The sequence below is a fragment of the Pseudomonas sp. SWRI111 genome, from assembly GCF_014268555.1.
GTDB lineage: Bacteria > Pseudomonadota > Gammaproteobacteria > Pseudomonadales > Pseudomonadaceae > Aquipseudomonas > Aquipseudomonas hamedanensis.
This window is the reverse complement of the sequence record NZ_JABWQQ010000024.1, coordinates 62,936-79,332: the sequence shown is the minus strand read 5'-3', so window position 1 is coordinate 79,332 and position 16,397 is coordinate 62,936. Positions and strand designations below refer to the sequence as shown.

Here is a 16,397-nt window from a genome sequence, read left to right as displayed (position 1 = left end):
AACGATACCTACAACATCGATCAAGCCGGAGAACTGGCACTTCTGGTGGAAAACGCCAATGAAGGCGCAGATGTCCTCAACATCACCTACGCCGCAACCGCACAGGGCAGTGTCGTCGACCTGAGCCAGGCCAGTCTGCAGAATGTCGAAAACTTCCTGGTTACCGGTGCCGGTGCGTTCACCATGATCGGCAACAGCCTGGACAACATCATGGTCGGCAACGCCGACAGAAACGTCCTCAATGGCGGAGCAGGGACCGACACACTGACTGGTGCTGCCGGGGCCGATACATTTGTTTTCGCTGCTGTTAACGAAATGGGGCTGGGCATCAACCGCGACGTCATTACCGACTTCAACAGCGCACAAGGCGACAAGATCGACTTGACTAAATTTGATGCTAACCTGCTGACTGCCGGCTTCAACGGTTTTACCTTCATCGGTGCAGGCGACTTCACCGGCGCGGGCCAATTGCGCTTCGTCGATCAAGTGCTTTCGGGTAACGTCGGCGGCAATGCCGGTGCAGACTTCGAAATCCAGCTAGTGGGTGTGAACAACTTCACTGCTAACGATCTTGTGGCCTGATACCTGCCGCCGCCTGATCTGGCGCAGTCCGTAAATCGGCACAGGGGACGGTCTTCATAGGCCGTTCCTCTGCCACCCCACCCCGGCATGCGGGCCCGCTCCGGGCGGTTCCGTGGTGAGACCACGGCGGGACTTCCACCCGTTGCGTCCATGCTGGACACACAACAAAAGACGCCCCGATAATGCGGGGCGTCTTTTTCTGCGGCACAATCATCGCATCAGGATTTACGTCAAAAGCCCCAACGACTTCGCTCGCGCCACCGCCTGAGTACGTCTTTCAACGCCCAATTTGCTGTTGATATGGCTCGCGTGGGTTTTCACGGTATGCAGCGAGATGAACAACTGCTCGCTAATTTCCTGATTTGAACAACCCTGGGCGATCAAACGTAACACCGCGAGTTCCCTGCTGCTGAGCGGCTCAGTGCCGCCGGATTCTGCGGCTTGACGCACTGCGGCAGACGGAAAATATTCAAGCAACTGCTGCCCTGACGAGGACACTGACGTCTGCAATTGCCCGCGCAACCAGTCCCCGTGCCCCTTATATAAAGTATCGAACGGTTGCAGCACGCCCCCCGCCGCCGCCTCCAGCGCTTGCCCCAACGCTCTGCGTGCTTCCGGCTCGCGCCCCCCTGTCTGAAGCAACAACGCGACCTTTTGCGTCAGCGCCATTACACTGAGCAACTGTCGTCCAGTTTGCTGACCGTTCTCATGCAGTGCATTGAGCCGTCCTTCCGCAAGCATGGGTTGACCCCGAATCATATCGAGCAGCGCCTGTTGCAGTTCCACATGCAAGGGTAGCTGTGGATGAAACTCCGGCGGCGCGGCGGCACGTTCGCCGGTATAGGTCTGCCCCAGCCGAGCGAGCCAGGCTTCGGCCAGATCAGTACGACCCTGCGCCAGCCACAGCTCACATTTGACCAGAGTGATCATCGCCAGATAGTAGATCGGCGGTACGTCCCAGATGTGCATCAGGCGTTCGGCTTCGGCAAGCTCGGCAAAGGCCTTGGCGAACTCGCCGCTGGCACCGTCGAGGCGAGCGATGACGCAGTGACCGATCAATACGCTGATATCGCGACAGGCGCGCGCCTCAGCGATTCCAGCCACCAGGCGCACGCGTGCCGCCTGAGGCTGCAAGCGCATCGCCAACAGAAAGCCTTCGTACAACGTTAGCCGCGCTCGCACGGCGTACAAGCGTTGCGGCGACAAACCGCGAAGGCGCTCCAGGCCCTGCTGCACTTCATCCAGTGCGCGCAGAATCTCGCCACGCGACTGCAAAACCCGCGCACGGTCGTAATGCGCCAGCGCCTCGAACAACGGATTGCCGACCCGCTGTGCCAGTTCAAGAGACTCGCGATTGAGTCCCCGGGCGCGCCACAGATCACCGTCGGCGATCGCCAGATTGGATAACGTCGACAAACACATCAGCCGTTGGCCATAACGCTTGGCCGGCAGGCTCTCCAGCGCTTCAGTGCAATAGCGCAGCGTCAGCTCGCGATGGCCGCGCCCGCGAGCAATGATCCCGCTCAGCGCCAGCCATTGCGCCAGCATCGATTTCTGCGCCGTGGCCGAAGGCGCCGGCAGGAAGCGGCTCAAGTGGCCGGACAACTCTTCGGCAGCATCGAGCTGACAAGCCAGCCCCAGCGCCCAGCTGTAGAGCACGATCAGCCGTGGCGTGCTGATCAACAGGCTGTCGGGCAAGTCCATTTTCCAGCGCAGCAGCATGCCGACGTTCTGCTCGGCGAGCAGTTGCTCCTCGGACAGGTTCTGCACCAGATTCGCCGCCACATCGAGGTGCCCGGCGCGCAGTGCCTGCTCCACGGCTTCGTCAAGCAAACCCTGCGCGTTGAACCAGCGACAGGCACGCAAATGCAGAGTGGCGGTAGGCACCATCGCCTGCGCGATCGGCCGGCTGCGCAACAGATCCGAGAACAGATGATGGTAGCGATACCAGTGACCGTGCTCGTCCAGCGGCACCAGAAATACCTGGTGGGCGAGCAGAAAACGCAGAATCTCGGCGCTGTCATGAGCTTCGCGAACAGCGTCACAGAGTTCGCTGCAAAAGCGTTCCTGCGGTGCCGTTTCGTAGAGAAACGATTGCACTTCGGCGGGCAGGCAATCGATGACTTCCTCGAGCAGATAATCGCGTATCAGCCCTTCCCCGCCATTCAGCGCTTGCGGCAGCGCGGCATCGTTGCCCGCCTCGGACACCGCCAGCAACCAGAAGCGCAGCCCGGCGACCCAGCCTTCGCTGCGCTGGATCAGGTTCTCCAATGCTTCACCGCGCAGTGAGCTGCTGTGGCGGTCAAGCAAGGTCAGGGCTTCGTCGTGGGTCAGGCGTAAATCCTGTTCGTGCAGTTCGAGCAGCTGGCGCGACAGGCGCAAACGCGCCAGATGCCAGTCCGGGCGCTGCCGGCTGGTGACCATGACCAACAAGCCATCGGGCAAATGATTGAGGAAAAATTGCAGGCAACGATCCAGCACCGGCCCCTGGGCAAGGTGGTAATCGTCGAGCACCAGCAGCAACGGCGCGGCCGGATCGAGCTGCAGCGCCAATTCATCCAGCAGACCGTCCAGCCACTCTTCGAAAGCAAACGGCTGATGGCGCTGACGCATTTTCAACAGGCCGAGGGCGCCGGCGCCCAGGGCTGGAAAATAGTCTTGGAGACCTTCGAGCAAGCGTTCGAGAAAACGCCCGGGATCGCTGTCACGCGGACTCAGGCCCAGCCAGAGGCTTTGCCATTGCGCCGGAAGGCTCTGACAGAACTCCACCGCCAGCGAACTCTTGCCGAACCCGGCCGGGGCGCTGACCAGCAACAGCCGACCACCGAGCCCGGCTTGAAGGCGTTCGCACAGACGCGGCCGCAGCACATAGCCGTCAGGCAGTGGCGGGCGAAAAAAACGCCCGTCCAGTGCGGCGACGGTAATGCTTGCAGGACCCGGAAGCGGGGACAGATCAGTCATGGCCGGCTCTTGTTTGAATGCTATTGGCGGCGTTGCAGATGTCCGCAGACTAGCCTTAAACGCAGAGGGAATGAAGGTCGCTGCTACAAATGGCTACAAAAAGGCTACAAGCGATGTGCACAGGTCAGCGCAAAACCGCACGCAAAAAAACGCCCCGAACCAGTCGGGGCGTTTCGCGAGGGTGCGGCCTCGGGTTTATCGCGGTTTAGCGAACACCGTCCTGACGCAGAGCGGCCGGGGTGAAATCGCCGGTGGTGGCGGTGAAGCCAAAGTCATACGCACTCTTCTCTTCGTTCTTCATGCCCAGTGCCAGATAGCGGCCTGACTGCAAGTCATAGAGTGTTTCGAGGGCGTACCACGGCACTTGCTTGTCGTAGTAGTTCTCGGCATGCGCCTCGGCCACGCGCCACAGTTGACCACGACCGTCGTAGTGGTCGATCACAGCCGCTTGCCAGGTGTCTTCGTCGATGTAGAAATCACGCTTGGCGTAGATGTGGCGCTGACCTTCCTTCAGCGTCGCCGTCACGTGCCAGACGCGGCGCAGCTCGTAACGCGCGAGATCCTGATTGATGTGGCCGGCCTTGATGATGTCGGCGTATTTCAGTTTCGGATCGTCGAGCTTGTAGCTGTCGGAGGCGATGTACATCTCTTTCTTGCCTACGAGTTTCCAGTCGTAACGATCCGGCGCACCGTTGTACATGTCGAGGTTGTCCGAGGTACGCAGGCCGTCGGCAGCAGTACCCGGGCCGTCATACGACACTTGCGGTGCGCGGCGCACACGGCGCTGACCGGCGTTGTAGACCCACGCCGAGCGTGGCTCTTTGACCTGGTCGAGGGTTTCGTGCACCAGCAGCACACCACCGGCCAGACGCGCCGGTGCGGTCACTTTCTGCTTGAAGTAGAACAGGATGTTGCCCGGGTTCGCCGGATCGTAGTCCTTCATCTTGTCGCGGAACACGAACTGATCCTGGAAGTACACCAGGCTGTAAGAGCCGTTCGGCTGTGGCGTGGCCTGGGTAACCAGACGGGTCACGCTGCCACCGCGATAGCGGGTGATGTGGTTCCAGATCACTTCCACACCGGTTTTCGGAATCGGGAACGGCACAGCGGTATCGAAGTTTTCCAGACCGTTGCCGCCAGACACCAGATTGGTGGTCGTGGCGTTTTTCTTGATGGCGGCGAACACCGCATCCGGCACGGTGGCACCGCGATGGGACGGATAGACCGGCATCTTGAAGGTTTCCGGGTAGCGCTTGAACATCGCGTACTGACCCGGGGCAAGTTTGTCTTTGTACTTGTCGACGTCCTTGGCGGTGATGGTGAACAGCGGTTGCTCACTGGCGTAAGGGTTGGACAGGAAGCCCTTGCTGTCGACGCTGCCGGCGTTCTTCGCCATCGGTTTCCAGGCCGGAATCGAACCGTCAGCGTTGCCGGCCATTTCCGCGCCCATCGGGGTCAGGCTTTTGCCCAGCTTGTCGGCTTCGGCAGCAGGCACCGCGGCCATGACGCCGGTCGCCAGCAGCGACAGGCCCAGTACACCGGCGTGGAACAGACTCTTTGTTATTTTCATATGTGTGTTCGTCCTGAAAAGCAGTGCTTAGAAGTTCACGCCGAAGCTGAGCGCCACGAAGTCGCGGTCATCCACGGTGGTGTACTTGCCGTCAAAGAAGTTGGTGTAGGCCAGGCTGGCGGTGTAGGTGTTCTGGTATTCGGCATCGACGCCGAGGCTGACCGCCTTGCGACCTTCCTCGAAGTTGCCGCCAGGGCCCGGCGAGTAACCGCTGACGTCATGGGACCAGGCCACGTTGGGTCTGAGGTTCACGCCGGCGAACACGTCGTTGTAATCCCAGATGGCCCGACCGCGATAACCCCAGGACATCGAAGTGGTGAAGCCGTCGTTGTCGCAATTGCGGCTGCGGTTGTTCTGTGGCGAACCGGGACCTGCGCCGTTGATGGTGCTGGCGTTGAGGATGTTGGCGCAGGTGTTGGCGGTGCCAGTGGCCGGCAACTCACCCGGGCCGTAGACCGGATCGCGGCCATAACGCTTCTCGGAGCGGCTTTCCAGCCCGCCGACGTACGTCGCGCCGACTTCGCCGACGAGGGTCAGACGACTGGCGCCCATGACCTGATCGAAGAAGTGCGTGAAGGTCGTTTGCAGCTGGGTGATTTCCTTGCGCTCGTAGCCGTGCAGATCCTGACCCGGCACGCCCGTGAGCAGCGAAGCGTTGGTCAGCGCGCCGCCCAGTGGGCGCACACCGGCGAACAGGATGTCGGTGGAGTTCAGTTGCACCGGCGCATTCGGACGGTAGCTGATCTCACCGCTCCATGCCGTACCGGTAGGCAGGGTGGTGGAGAAGCTCAAACCGTAGAGGCGGATGTCTTCAGGGTATTCAACGAAGTACTGCGAGTTGCCCGCCACCAGCAATGGCGCGAGTGCGGCGAAAGGCCCTGGCAGCGAGGCAGCGGTGTTGTAGACCGACTGCGGCGCACCGGTTGCGCTGAAGATCGGCGCACGGCTGTGGTAGTTCATGAAGTAGGCGCCGAACTCGGTGTCCAGCGGTTCGTACATGTACTTGAACGACACGCCGTACTGGCCGCTGTCGCGGGCATCGCGGTCCGGACCGCGACGCACCAGCACGCCTTCCTGGTTGACATCGACGCCGGCGCCCGCCAACGGCCCAAGGGCAATGGCCGGAATCTGCGAACGTTTGTTCAACACGCGCAGGTTGTTGTCGCAACCGTCGGCAATGATGTCTGGCTGCGAGAAGAACGTGCCGCAGTTGTCGACGACAGTCTGGTCCCATTCCAGCTGGTAGAACGCTTCGGCCGAGAGGTTGTCGGTCAGGCTCTGCGAGACGTAGAACATGTTGACCGGAATCAGGCCTTCCTTGATCTCGGCGCCAGGACGACGGAACGCGGAGACGTCGATCGGGTTGATCGAGTTGATGCCACCGCCAATGAAGGTACTTTCACCCCAGCTCACCACTTGCTTGCCCAGACGCACGGAGCCCGGCTGATCGGCAATCGAGTAATTGTGGTAGACGAAGGCGTCGAGAATCTGCCCGCCGGAGGACTTGGCGCCTTCCTTGCGGTTGCTGTCGCTGATGTCCTTGAACTGACGGCTTTCGTCCTTGAGTTCGAAGTCGTACCAGTATTTGCCACGGACGAACACGCCGGTGTCGCCGTATTTCAGTTCAAGGTCATGGATGCCCTTGAAGATCTTCGAAAAGGTTTCGCCGCTCTTGAAGTTGGCGTGACCGTCATCGGAGGTCTGCGACAGGCCATGGCCGCCGTTGTTGACGCCGATAAGGTTCTTGTTCGGGCTCTGAGTAGACCAACTGGCACCGATCGACAGGGACGAGTCGAACTGGCCTTCGATTTCACCGACGTTGAAGCTGACGCCGAATGCAGGCCCGGCGAGCGAGGAGGCAAGACTGACCGCCAGAGGCAGTTTCGCCCGGCGCCAGAACTGGTTTACTGAGGTCATCGACGCTACTCCATGTGCATTATTGTTATGGCAGTGAGTACTTTTAAAAACGCTGTGAAGGGCCGGGCGCCAGGGCTGCCCGTAATACCTCCAGAGTTGCTCGCCCCAATCAGTGCGTGTGCTCCGTTCTTAAAAAGTCCTTGAGCGGACTATAGCCAGCAGGGGGTACTGCTTGATCCCTCTAAAGTGTGATTTGCAGCAGCCAACCACTCTGGAACAGTCCTTTCGCCAGTCCGACACAGGTCGGCAGGGCAAGGATGGCTGATTTTTTCGATTTCACAAGCCAAGCGCTTGCTCGGGAGGTCTGGCGCGCCGGTTTCAGCGCGCCAGCAGATGCTCAGAGGGTCGACAGAAAGGTGCTGTTGTTGGCCTGCCATTCGGTGATGTCGAGGCGGATGCGCTTCTTGTCGAGCTTGCCGACACTGGTCTTGGGAATTTCGGTAACAAGGGCGATCTGACTCGGAATCGCCCACTTGCTCAAGTGCCCCAGCTCGACGAACGGCTTGAGGTGTTCCTTGAGTTCCCGCGCACCGATCACATGGCCTTCACGGACCACCAGCAAGGCAAACGGCCGCTCGCCCCACTGCGGATCGGCAATCCCCACCACTGCTACTTCACGTACCGCCGCATGTCGGCTGATCAGGTCTTCAAGGTCCAGCGAGGAGATCCATTCGCCGCCGGTCTTGATCACGTCCTTGATCCGGTCGCGGATGTCGATCACGCCCATGCTGTCGAGCGTCGCCACATCACCGGTGTGCAGCCAGCCGCCGGACCAGAGTTCGGCGCCCTTCTGCGGTTCGTTGAAATAGCCTTCGGTGAGCCAGGGCGCACGCAGCACCAGTTCGCCTTGAGTCTCGCCATCGGCCGGGAGAAAGTTGCCCTCGCTGTCGACGATCGCTGCTTCCACCAGCGGCCCCGGCACGCCGGCCTTGATCCGGTAGGTGGTGCGTTCGTCCTCGCTGCCGGCCATCAACTCGTCATTCAGATGGGCGCAGGACACCAACGGCCCGGTTTCCGACATGCCATAGGCCGCCGTCAGCTGAATGCCACGGGCCTTGGCGTTTTCATACAGGGAGCGGTTGAGCGCGCTGCCGCCAATGACGATTTTCCAGCCGGCGAAATCGGTGTCTTGCGCGGCTTTGGCGTTGAGCAGCATTTGCAGGATGGTCGGCACACAGTGGGAAAACGTGACCTTCTCCTTGCGCCACAGCGCCACCAGATATTCCGGGTCGTAGCGCCCCGGATACACTTGTTTCAGGCCGAGCATCGTCGCCACGTACGGCAAACCCCAGGCGTGGACGTGAAACATCGGCGTGATCGGCATGTACACATCGTTGGTGCCAAGCAGGCGCACGCTGTCGATCGAACCCATGATCGTCGCCACGCCAATCGTGTGCAGCACCAGTTGCCGGTGGGTGAAATAAACGCCTTTCGGGTTACCGGTCGTGCCTGTGGTGTAGAACGTCGTGGCGACCGAGTTTTCGTCGAAATCCTCGAAGTCATACTGCGGGCTCGCCGCGGCCAGTAGCTGTTCGTACTCGCCAACCAGGTTCGGCAAGTCAGCGGTTTTCTCCGGCAGATCGGTCAGCAGCAAGGTTTTCTCGACCGTGGTCAGGTGCGGCGCAATGGCTTGATACAGCCCGGCGAACTCGCTGTTGACCAGCACAAAGCGGTCCTCGGCATGATTCATCGTGTAGAGAATCTGCTCGGGCGACAGGCGCACGTTGATCGTATGAATCACCGCACCGATCATCGGGATGGCGAACATGCACTCCAGATAACGATGGCTGTCCCAGTCCATCACCGCCACCGTGTCACCGGCCTTCACACCGGCAGCGGTCAGCACGTTGGCCAGCCGAGCGACGCGCTCGATCAGCGTCGGGTAGCTGTAGCGCAACTGGTCACGGTAGACGATCTCGCGGGTTTTCTCATAACGGGCGCCAGACATCAGCAGCCGCTTGATCAGCAATGGATACTGGTAGGCCCCATCGGCCGGAGGAATGACGCGAGTCTGCAACATAGGAATCCCTTTTCTGACTGCACGGTGTTGGCGGAGAGATTCTTACTCTAGTGCGCCTGCGTTACCGTCAAATCAGCCAAAGGAATGATTTGCAGAGCCGAACAAATGCTAGCTTTGCGCCAGCATCGGGGGCCGACCGGGAAGAGACAAGACCTGTGGGAGCGAGCCTGCTCGCGAATGCAATGGATCAGTCAACATCTTCGCCGACTGATACACCGCTTTCGCGAGCAGGCTCGCTCCCACAGTTTTGATCGCAGCCAGTCCTCAATGCATCTCGGTAAACGCGATTTTCACGCCGAGAGCAATCAGCACAGCGCCCATGGTGCGGTCGAACCAGTGGCCCATGCGCGCGAACCCGGCGCGCACGCGTTGCTGGCTGAACAGCAGCGCCACCAGGCAAAACCAGAATGCCGTTGCCACCGCCAGGTAAACTCCATAACCGGCCTGCACGGCCAGTGGCGTGTGCGGGTTGATCACCACGGTGAACAGCGACAGGAAAAACAGTGTGGCTTTCGGGTTCAGGCCGTTGGTGACGAAGCCGGAGGTAAACGCGCCACGCGCCGTGCGGACGCCGGCCTCCTGGTGCAGATCATCGGCAACGGCTTTGGCCGGTTGCGCGCGCAAGGCCTTGAAGCCGATGTACAGCAGATACGCAGCCGCCGCCCACTTCAACGCGTTGAACAGCACGATCGACTGCGACACGATCAGGCCAATGCCCAACAGCGAATAGCCGACATGCAGAAAAATCGCCGTGCCCACCCCCAGCGCCGTCCAGGTGCCGGCGCGACGCCCGTGGGTCACGCTTTCGCGCACCACCACGGCAAAGTCCGGGCCGGGGCTGGCGACGGCCAGCAAGTGGATCAGGGCAACGGTCAGGAATTCGGTCCAGTACATGGGGGCTCCTTTGGGATTGATCGGTCAAACCGTAGCCACGGTGCAAGCGCAACTCCTGTGGGAGCGGGCTTGCTCGCGAAAGCGGTGTGGCAGTCAGCACACCGGCTGAATGTGACAATGCATTCGCGAGCAAGCCCGCTCCCACAGGGATGCAGAGTTGCATCGGGTGTTGAGTAACCAATTGTTTCATCTGGTAGGCTCGGCAGAGTACGCCCTCCGCTCACAGCACAAAAGGTACAGTTGATGACGAACTCGCGCCGCGCGGTATTTCTTGATCACCCTTCGCTGGACCTCGGCGATCTGGACCTCGGTCCGTTGCGCGAATGCTTCAGCGATCTGCAACTGTTCGCCCAGACCTTGCCCGACAAAGTCAGCGAACGGCTGCAAGGCGCCAGCGTGGCAATCACCAATAAAGTCGTGATCGACGCCGCCGCCATGGCCGCGAATCCGCAGTTGCAACTGATCCTGATCAGCGCCACCGGCACCAACAACGTCGACCTGAGCGCCGCCCGCGCCCACGGCATCACTGTGTGCAATTGTCAGGGTTACGGTACGCCGTCCGTTGCGCAACACACGATCATGCTGCTGCTCAACCTCGCCACACGTCTGGCCGATTACCAAAAAGCCGTCGCGGAAGGCCGCTGGCAGCAGGCCAAGCAGTTCTGCCTGCTCGACTACCCAATCGTTGAACTGCAGGGCAAAACCCTCGGCCTGCTCGGGCACGGCGAACTCGGTGGCGCCGTGGCGCGGCTGGCCGAAGCGTTCGGCATGCGCGTGTTGCTCGGGCAGATTCCCGGACGCCCCGCCCGCGCAGACCGTTTGCCGCTGGATCAACTGCTGCCGCAGATCGACGCCCTCACCCTGCACTGCCCGCTCAACGAACACACCCGCCACTTCATTGGTGCCCGCGAGCTGGCCGCGATGAAACCCGGCGCGTTCGTGGTCAACACCGCACGGGGTGGCTTGATCGATGAACAGGCGCTGGCCGACGCTTTGCGCAGCGGCCACCTCGGCGGTGCAGCGACGGACGTGCTCAGCGTTGAACCGCCGAGCCACGGCAATCCGCTGCTCGCCGCCGACATCCCGCGCCTGATCGTCACTCCGCATAACGCCTGGGGCAGTCGCGAGGCGCGGCAACGTATCGTCGGGCAACTGAGCGAAAACGCCCGGGCGTTCTTCAGCGGTGAGGCGCTGCGGGTCGTCAGTTGATAAACTGCGGCACTTTTTTTTCGAGGAGCAGTTATGGATCCGCGCAGTGAAGTACTGCTTCGTCAGGCCGAGTTATTCCAGGGTTCGTTGTTACTGGCCGGGCTGCCCGCCGACGATCTGCTCGGGCGCCTGCCCAACGCGTTTGGCTGGTGCTGGCACGCGGGCGATCAAGCCGCGCTGGAAGCCCGCTTCGAAGGGCGCAGCCAGTTCGGCGTGAACGTGCCGGAGCGTGAGTTCGACAGCGCCGTGGTGTTCCTGCCCAAGTCTAAAGACCTGACCGATTACATCCTCAACGCCGTGGCGTCGCGTCTGGCCGGGCGTGAAGTGTTCTTGGTCGGGGAGAAGCGCAGCGGCATCGAAGGCGCCTCCAAGCAACTCAACCCGTTCGGCAAGCCGCGCAAACTCGACAGCGCGCGCCATTGCCAGCTCTGGCAAGTGACCGTAGCCAACGCGCCGCAAGCCAAGTCGCTGGAAAGTTTGGCGCAGACCTACGAACTGCCGCTGGCTGAAGGCCCGTTGAAAGTCATCAGCCTGCCGGGCGTGTTCAGCCATGGTCGGCTCGATCGCGGCAGCGCGCTGTTGCTCGATCATCTGGACAAACTGCCGAGCGGCCATCTGCTCGACTTCGGTTGTGGCGCCGGCGTGCTGGGCGCGGCGGTCAAACGCCGCTACCCGCACAATCAGGTGACATTGCTGGATGTCGACGCGTTCGCCGCCGCCAGCAGCCGCCTGACCTTGGCCGCCAATGGCCTGGAAGCCGAGGTGCTGACCGGCGATGGTATCGACGCCGCGCCAATGGGTTTGAGTGCAATTCTGAGCAACCCGCCGTTCCATGTCGGCGTGCACACCGATTATTTCGCGACAGAGAACTTGTTGCGAAAAGCGGCCAAACATCTGAAAAACGGCGGCGAACTCCGACTAGTGGCGAACAGCTTCCTGAAGTATCAGCCGTTGATCGAAGAGCATCTGGGCGTTTGTGCGATCAAGGCTGAAGGCAATGGTTTCCGGATTTACCGGGCCAAGCGCGGTTGAAGCCTCGCTGAAAAAAGTCGCTTGCCCAATCGGATTTGCCTAGGCAGAATCCGCTCCGTCCTAGGGGAGTAGTCTCCCACGAGCGCCAAGCTCGTCCGGCATACGTCAACATACTTGATCCTCAGATCATGGCGTATGCGACCCCAGCGTCCGCAACAGACGGATCGCAGGGTTTGACAAGACCTATGACACGCACACCTTACCCGGGGCGGGAAGGCTGTACGTGTCATAGCCGTGTCGACCCGCCCCTTAGGAAATCCCTGATGCTGGACTCGTTACTCGTTCCCACCGCTATCGTTGCCTTGGCCGAAATCGGCGACAAGACGCAACTGCTCGCGCTGATTCTCGCCGCTCGCTTTCGCAAACCCTGGCCGATCATTGCCGGGATTGTCGCCGCGACCCTGGCCAACCACGCAGCAGCCGGTGCGGTAGGAGCCTGGTTCGGCAGTTTCTTTTCCGATGCCGTGCTGCACTGGATTCTCGCCGCGAGCTTCGCCGCCACTGCGCTGTGGACACTGGTCCCGGACAAACTGGATGACGACGAAGCCAGCACCGCGCGCAAGTTCGGGCCGTTCCTGACCACACTGATTGCCTTCTTCCTCGCTGAAATCGGTGACAAGACCCAGATCGCCACGGTGATGCTGGCCGCGCAATACCCGGAACTGTGGCTGGTGATTATCGGCACGACCGTGGGCATGCTGATTGCCAACGTGCCGGTGGTACTGGCGGGTAACTTTGCCGCGGACAAGTTGCCGCTGACCCTGATCCGTCGCCTGGCGGCTTCGGCGTTCATGATTCTGGCGATTGTTGCGGTTTATAAAGCGATGCAGAGCAGCGGCTGGGTTTAACCCTGAGAGAGGATCGTTCCCACGCTCTGCGTGGGAACGCAGCCGGGGACGCTCTGCGTCCCATTGGAACGCGGAGCGTCCCTTGATGCATTCCCACGCGGAGCGTGGGAACGATCATCCTCAAGCTGATCAGGATTTAGGGGCTTTTTCGTACAGCGGCATGACTTTCGGAATCGCCGCCTGCAGCGAGGCAATCCGGCTGGTGGAAGCCGGGTGAGTGCTCATGAATTCCGGTGGCGAACCCTCGGAAGCCTTGCTCATCTTGTTCCACAACGTAATCGCCGCGTTCGGGTTGTAGCCGGCGCGAGCGGCCAGCTCCAGACCGATCAGGTCGGCTTCGTTTTCGTTGGCGCGGCTGTTGGGCAGGGTCATGCCGTAGTTGGCCACGGTGTCGGCCAGCGCCAGACTGTCCTGACCCAGACCGAACAATGCACCAGCACCCTGCTTGGCCATCTCGATGCCGTAGGCCTTGGACATCGCTTCGCGTCCGTGCTCGCGCAACGCGTGGGCAATTTCATGGCCCATGATCGCGGCGATTTCATCGTCGGTGAGTTTCAGGCTGTCGATCAGCCCGGTGTAGAAAATGATCTTGCCGCCGGGACCACAGTTGGCGTTGAGCTCATCGCTCTTGATCAGATTGACTTCCCATTGCCACTGCGCTGCATCCGGACGGAAGTTCGGCGCCTGGGCGATCAGACGGTTGGCAATGGCCTGCACCCGTTTGGCTTCGGGGCTGCTCTTGTCCAGCACGCCTTTGCTCGACGCCTCGCCGATGGTCTTCTGATAGGACTGCGCGTACATCTGGTCGACCTCTTGCGAGGACAGCATGCTGAACATGTATTGCTTGCGCTCCACCCCGACGGCGCCGCCGCTGGTGGTGTTGACCGACTGACACCCGGCCAGCAGCAGCGCTGCGCTCAGTGCACTTACAACCAATGTCTTGTTCATTCAAAAGCTCCCTGAAAACCTGTCGCGTATCCTAGGCGGGTAATGGTATCGGCGCCAGAGACAACAGACGTGTTGCAGCGACTTTCAGACGTTTCCCGCCAAGCCTGCCGGAAAAGCTGCATAGCCCCGACACAACCACTGCGTCGCGTACCGATCCATTTGCGACGTCCGGCCGCTCATTCCGACCAACGCCGCTCATGGCCCTGCCGGCACCGCCGATAAATCCCTCGCAGATTGTCCTCTTGCGTGCGGAGTTCCCATGAAGTTCAAGTCGATCCAGTTTTCCGTCGCCGCCCTGGCCGGCGCCATCGTCCTCAGCGTGGTCGCGGCGCTGGTGCTGTATGCGCTGTTTGCCGGCGCACGCACGCAAGAGATGGTGCAACAGCGCACCCAGGCGCAGTTCGAGCAAGTCATCGAGCAGCGCCTGACCTCGCTGGCGCAGACCCAGGTCAGCCAGATCCAGCGCGAACTCGAAGCGCCGTTGCTGATTGCCGGTGGCCTGGTGCGGGTCAACGCCCTGCTCGGCACGGCGGGTGCCGATGGCCAACCGCGCCTGAGCATCAGCCGTGAGCAACTGATCAGCCTGATCAAGGAAAACGTCGAGAAGAACCCGAAGATTCTCGGCACCTACATTGGCTGGGAAAAAAACGCACTGGACCACAATGATGCGGCCTACATCGGCAGCGCCGTGGTCGGCATCGATCCGGCCAACGGACGCTTCCTGCCATGGTGGTTCCGCAACACCGACGGCACCCTCGGCGTGGATAAACTGGCCGATGTCGACGATCAAAAAACCCTGTCCACCGGCGTGCGCGCCAGCGAGTACTACCTGTGCTCGAAAGAAACGAAAAAACCCTGTGTGATCGATCCGGCGCCCTACAAGGTCGGCGACAAGATCGTCATGCTCGCCTCTTTTATCGAACCGATCATGGTCAACGGCGCCTTCCAGGGCATCGTTGGCGCTGACCTGTCGGTGAACTTCATTCAGGACATGCTCCTCGCCGCCAACCAGAAACTCTACAGCGGCGCGGGTGAAATGGCGCTGATCGGCGGCAATGGCCGCATCGTTGCCTACACCAGAGACTCGAACAAATTCGGCGAAAAAGTCAGCGACATCCTCGACGCCGAACAGACCGCCAACATGGCCAGTCTCAAGCGTGGCGAAGTCACCTACTCGGTCAACACCGACAAGGGCCGCATCGAGCTGTACCTGCCGTTCGGCATCGGCCAGACCGATGCACGCTGGACGCTGATGCTGCAACTGCCGCTCAACGCGGTCATGGCTGATCTGCAAAACCTGCAGGCCGAACTCGATGCCCAACGCAAATCCGACACTTTCGGCATGGCCATGGTCGGCTTGATCATCGCGGCTGTCGGTCTGCTGGTGATCTGGCTGGTGGGCCACGGCATCGCGCGGCCCCTCAAGCAGATGGTCGCCATGCTCGACGATATCGCTCAGGGCGAAGGCGATCTGACCCGCCGCTTGAGCAGCGATCGCAGTGATGAACTGGGCTCGATTGCCAAAGGCTTCAATACCTTCCTAGCCAAGTTGCAGGCGATGATCACGCAAGTGGTGACCTCGGTGCAGAGCGTCAGTGATTCCTCGGAACACACGGCCGACATTGCGATTCGCACCAACATCGGCGTGCAAAAACAACTGGCCGAGATCGATCAAGTGGCGACAGCGGTGCAGGAAATGACCGCCACCGCCCAGGACGTGGCGCGCAATGCCACGCAAGCGGCGCAAGCGGCCAGCCATGCCGATCAGGCCGCCAGCCAAGGCATGCAGATCGTCCGCGACACCTCTGACTCGATCGGCGTGCTCGCCGTGGAAATCGGCAAGGCGGTCGATGTGGTGCAAACCCTGGCCAAGGACAGCGAAAACATCAACGCGATCCTCACGGCGATTCGCGGGATCGCTGAACAGACCAACCTGCTGGCACTGAACGCCGCGATCGAAGCGGCGCGGGCCGGTGAACAGGGGCGCGGTTTTGCCGTGGTTGCGGATGAAGTGCGCAATCTGGCGCAGAAGACCCAAAAAGCCACTGAAGAAATTCAGGCGATGATCCAGCAGTTGCAGCAAGGCACCCGCGATGTGGTGCGGGTCATGGAGGACAGCCAGAACCGCACCGACGAAAGCGTGCAACACGCGGCGAAAGCGGCCGAGGCGCTGGAGACAATTACCCAGGCCGTGTCGGTGATCAACGACATGAACACGCAAATTGCCAGTGCGGCCGAGGAACAAAGCGCGGTGGCCGATGACATCAACCGCAATGTAATCAATATCGGCCAGGTGGCGAACGAAGTGGCCGGCGGCGCGGATGAGTCGAGTTCGGCGAGCGCGAGTCTGACCAAGCTGGCCGAGCAGCAGCGGCGGTTGATCAATCAGTTCAAGGTCTAAAGACGCCGGAAGGTT

General features: G+C 61.0%; 11 protein-coding genes and 1 riboswitch. Of the genes, 5 read left to right on the top strand and 6 right to left on the bottom strand.

Going from position 1 to position 16,397, the window contains the following annotated elements; translation table 11 throughout:
- On the top strand, positions 1-582 hold a 582-nt coding region (locus tag HU755_RS23230; RefSeq protein WP_186636890.1), incomplete at its 5' end, for a type I secretion C-terminal target domain-containing protein.
- A gap of 225 nt (positions 583-807) precedes the next feature.
- Here the strand turns inward: HU755_RS23230 and HU755_RS23225 are convergent.
- The 5 genes from HU755_RS23225 to HU755_RS23205 form a co-directional block, all read right to left on the bottom strand.
- Positions 808-3,543: a LuxR C-terminal-related transcriptional regulator gene (locus HU755_RS23225; protein WP_186636888.1), complete on the bottom strand. Its 2,736-nt coding sequence runs from the start codon at positions 3,541-3,543 to the stop codon at positions 808-810.
- Between the two features lie 205 nt (positions 3,544-3,748).
- Positions 3,749-5,113, bottom strand: a complete 1,365-nt coding sequence (locus HU755_RS23220; RefSeq protein ID WP_186619800.1) for a DUF1329 domain-containing protein — start codon at positions 5,111-5,113, stop codon at positions 3,749-3,751.
- A gap of 27 nt (positions 5,114-5,140) precedes the next feature.
- On the bottom strand, positions 5,141-7,030 hold the full coding sequence (locus HU755_RS23215) for a DUF1302 domain-containing protein (RefSeq protein WP_186619799.1): 1,890 nt from the start codon (positions 7,028-7,030) through the stop codon (positions 5,141-5,143).
- A 337-nt stretch (positions 7,031-7,367) separates the two neighbouring features.
- Positions 7,368-9,050 (bottom strand): fatty acid--CoA ligase, encoded by a 1,683-nt coding sequence (locus tag HU755_RS23210; RefSeq protein WP_186619798.1) that lies wholly within the window; start codon positions 9,048-9,050, stop codon positions 7,368-7,370.
- A 264-nt stretch (positions 9,051-9,314) separates the two neighbouring features.
- Positions 9,315-9,944, bottom strand: coding sequence for a LysE family translocator (locus HU755_RS23205; RefSeq protein WP_186619797.1), 630 nt, complete (start codon positions 9,942-9,944; stop codon positions 9,315-9,317).
- 243 nt (positions 9,945-10,187) lie between these two features.
- Between HU755_RS23205 and HU755_RS23200 the strand changes: the two genes are divergently transcribed.
- The 3 genes from HU755_RS23200 (at position 10,188) to HU755_RS23190 (ending at position 13,033) form a co-directional block, all read left to right on the top strand.
- Positions 10,188-11,153 carry a 2-hydroxyacid dehydrogenase gene (locus HU755_RS23200; protein WP_186636886.1) on the top strand — a complete coding sequence of 322 codons (966 nt, stop codon included), beginning with the start codon at positions 10,188-10,190 and terminating at the stop codon, positions 11,151-11,153.
- A gap of 33 nt (positions 11,154-11,186) precedes the next feature.
- The gene (locus tag HU755_RS23195) at positions 11,187-12,185 is read left to right on the top strand and encodes a class I SAM-dependent methyltransferase (protein WP_186636884.1); all 999 of its coding nucleotides are present in this window, start codon (positions 11,187-11,189) and stop codon (positions 12,183-12,185) included.
- 51 nt (positions 12,186-12,236) lie between these two features.
- Positions 12,237-12,359, top strand: a riboswitch (yybP-ykoY riboswitch).
- 89 nt (positions 12,360-12,448) lie between these two features.
- Entirely contained in the window at positions 12,449-13,033 is a 585-nt protein-coding gene (locus HU755_RS23190) for a TMEM165/GDT1 family protein (RefSeq protein ID WP_186636881.1), read from the top strand.
- A gap of 129 nt (positions 13,034-13,162) precedes the next feature.
- Here HU755_RS23190 and HU755_RS23185 read toward each other — a convergent pair whose 3' ends face one another.
- On the bottom strand, positions 13,163-13,981 hold the full coding sequence (locus HU755_RS23185) for a M48 family metallopeptidase (protein ID WP_186551195.1): 819 nt from the start codon (positions 13,979-13,981) through the stop codon (positions 13,163-13,165).
- 259 nt (positions 13,982-14,240) lie between these two features.
- On the opposite strand from HU755_RS23185, the gene HU755_RS23180 reads away from it, so the two are divergent.
- Positions 14,241-16,382 (top strand): methyl-accepting chemotaxis protein, encoded by a 2,142-nt coding sequence (locus HU755_RS23180; RefSeq protein ID WP_186636878.1) that lies wholly within the window; start codon positions 14,241-14,243, stop codon positions 16,380-16,382.
- The last annotated feature ends 15 nt before the right edge of the window (positions 16,383-16,397 follow it).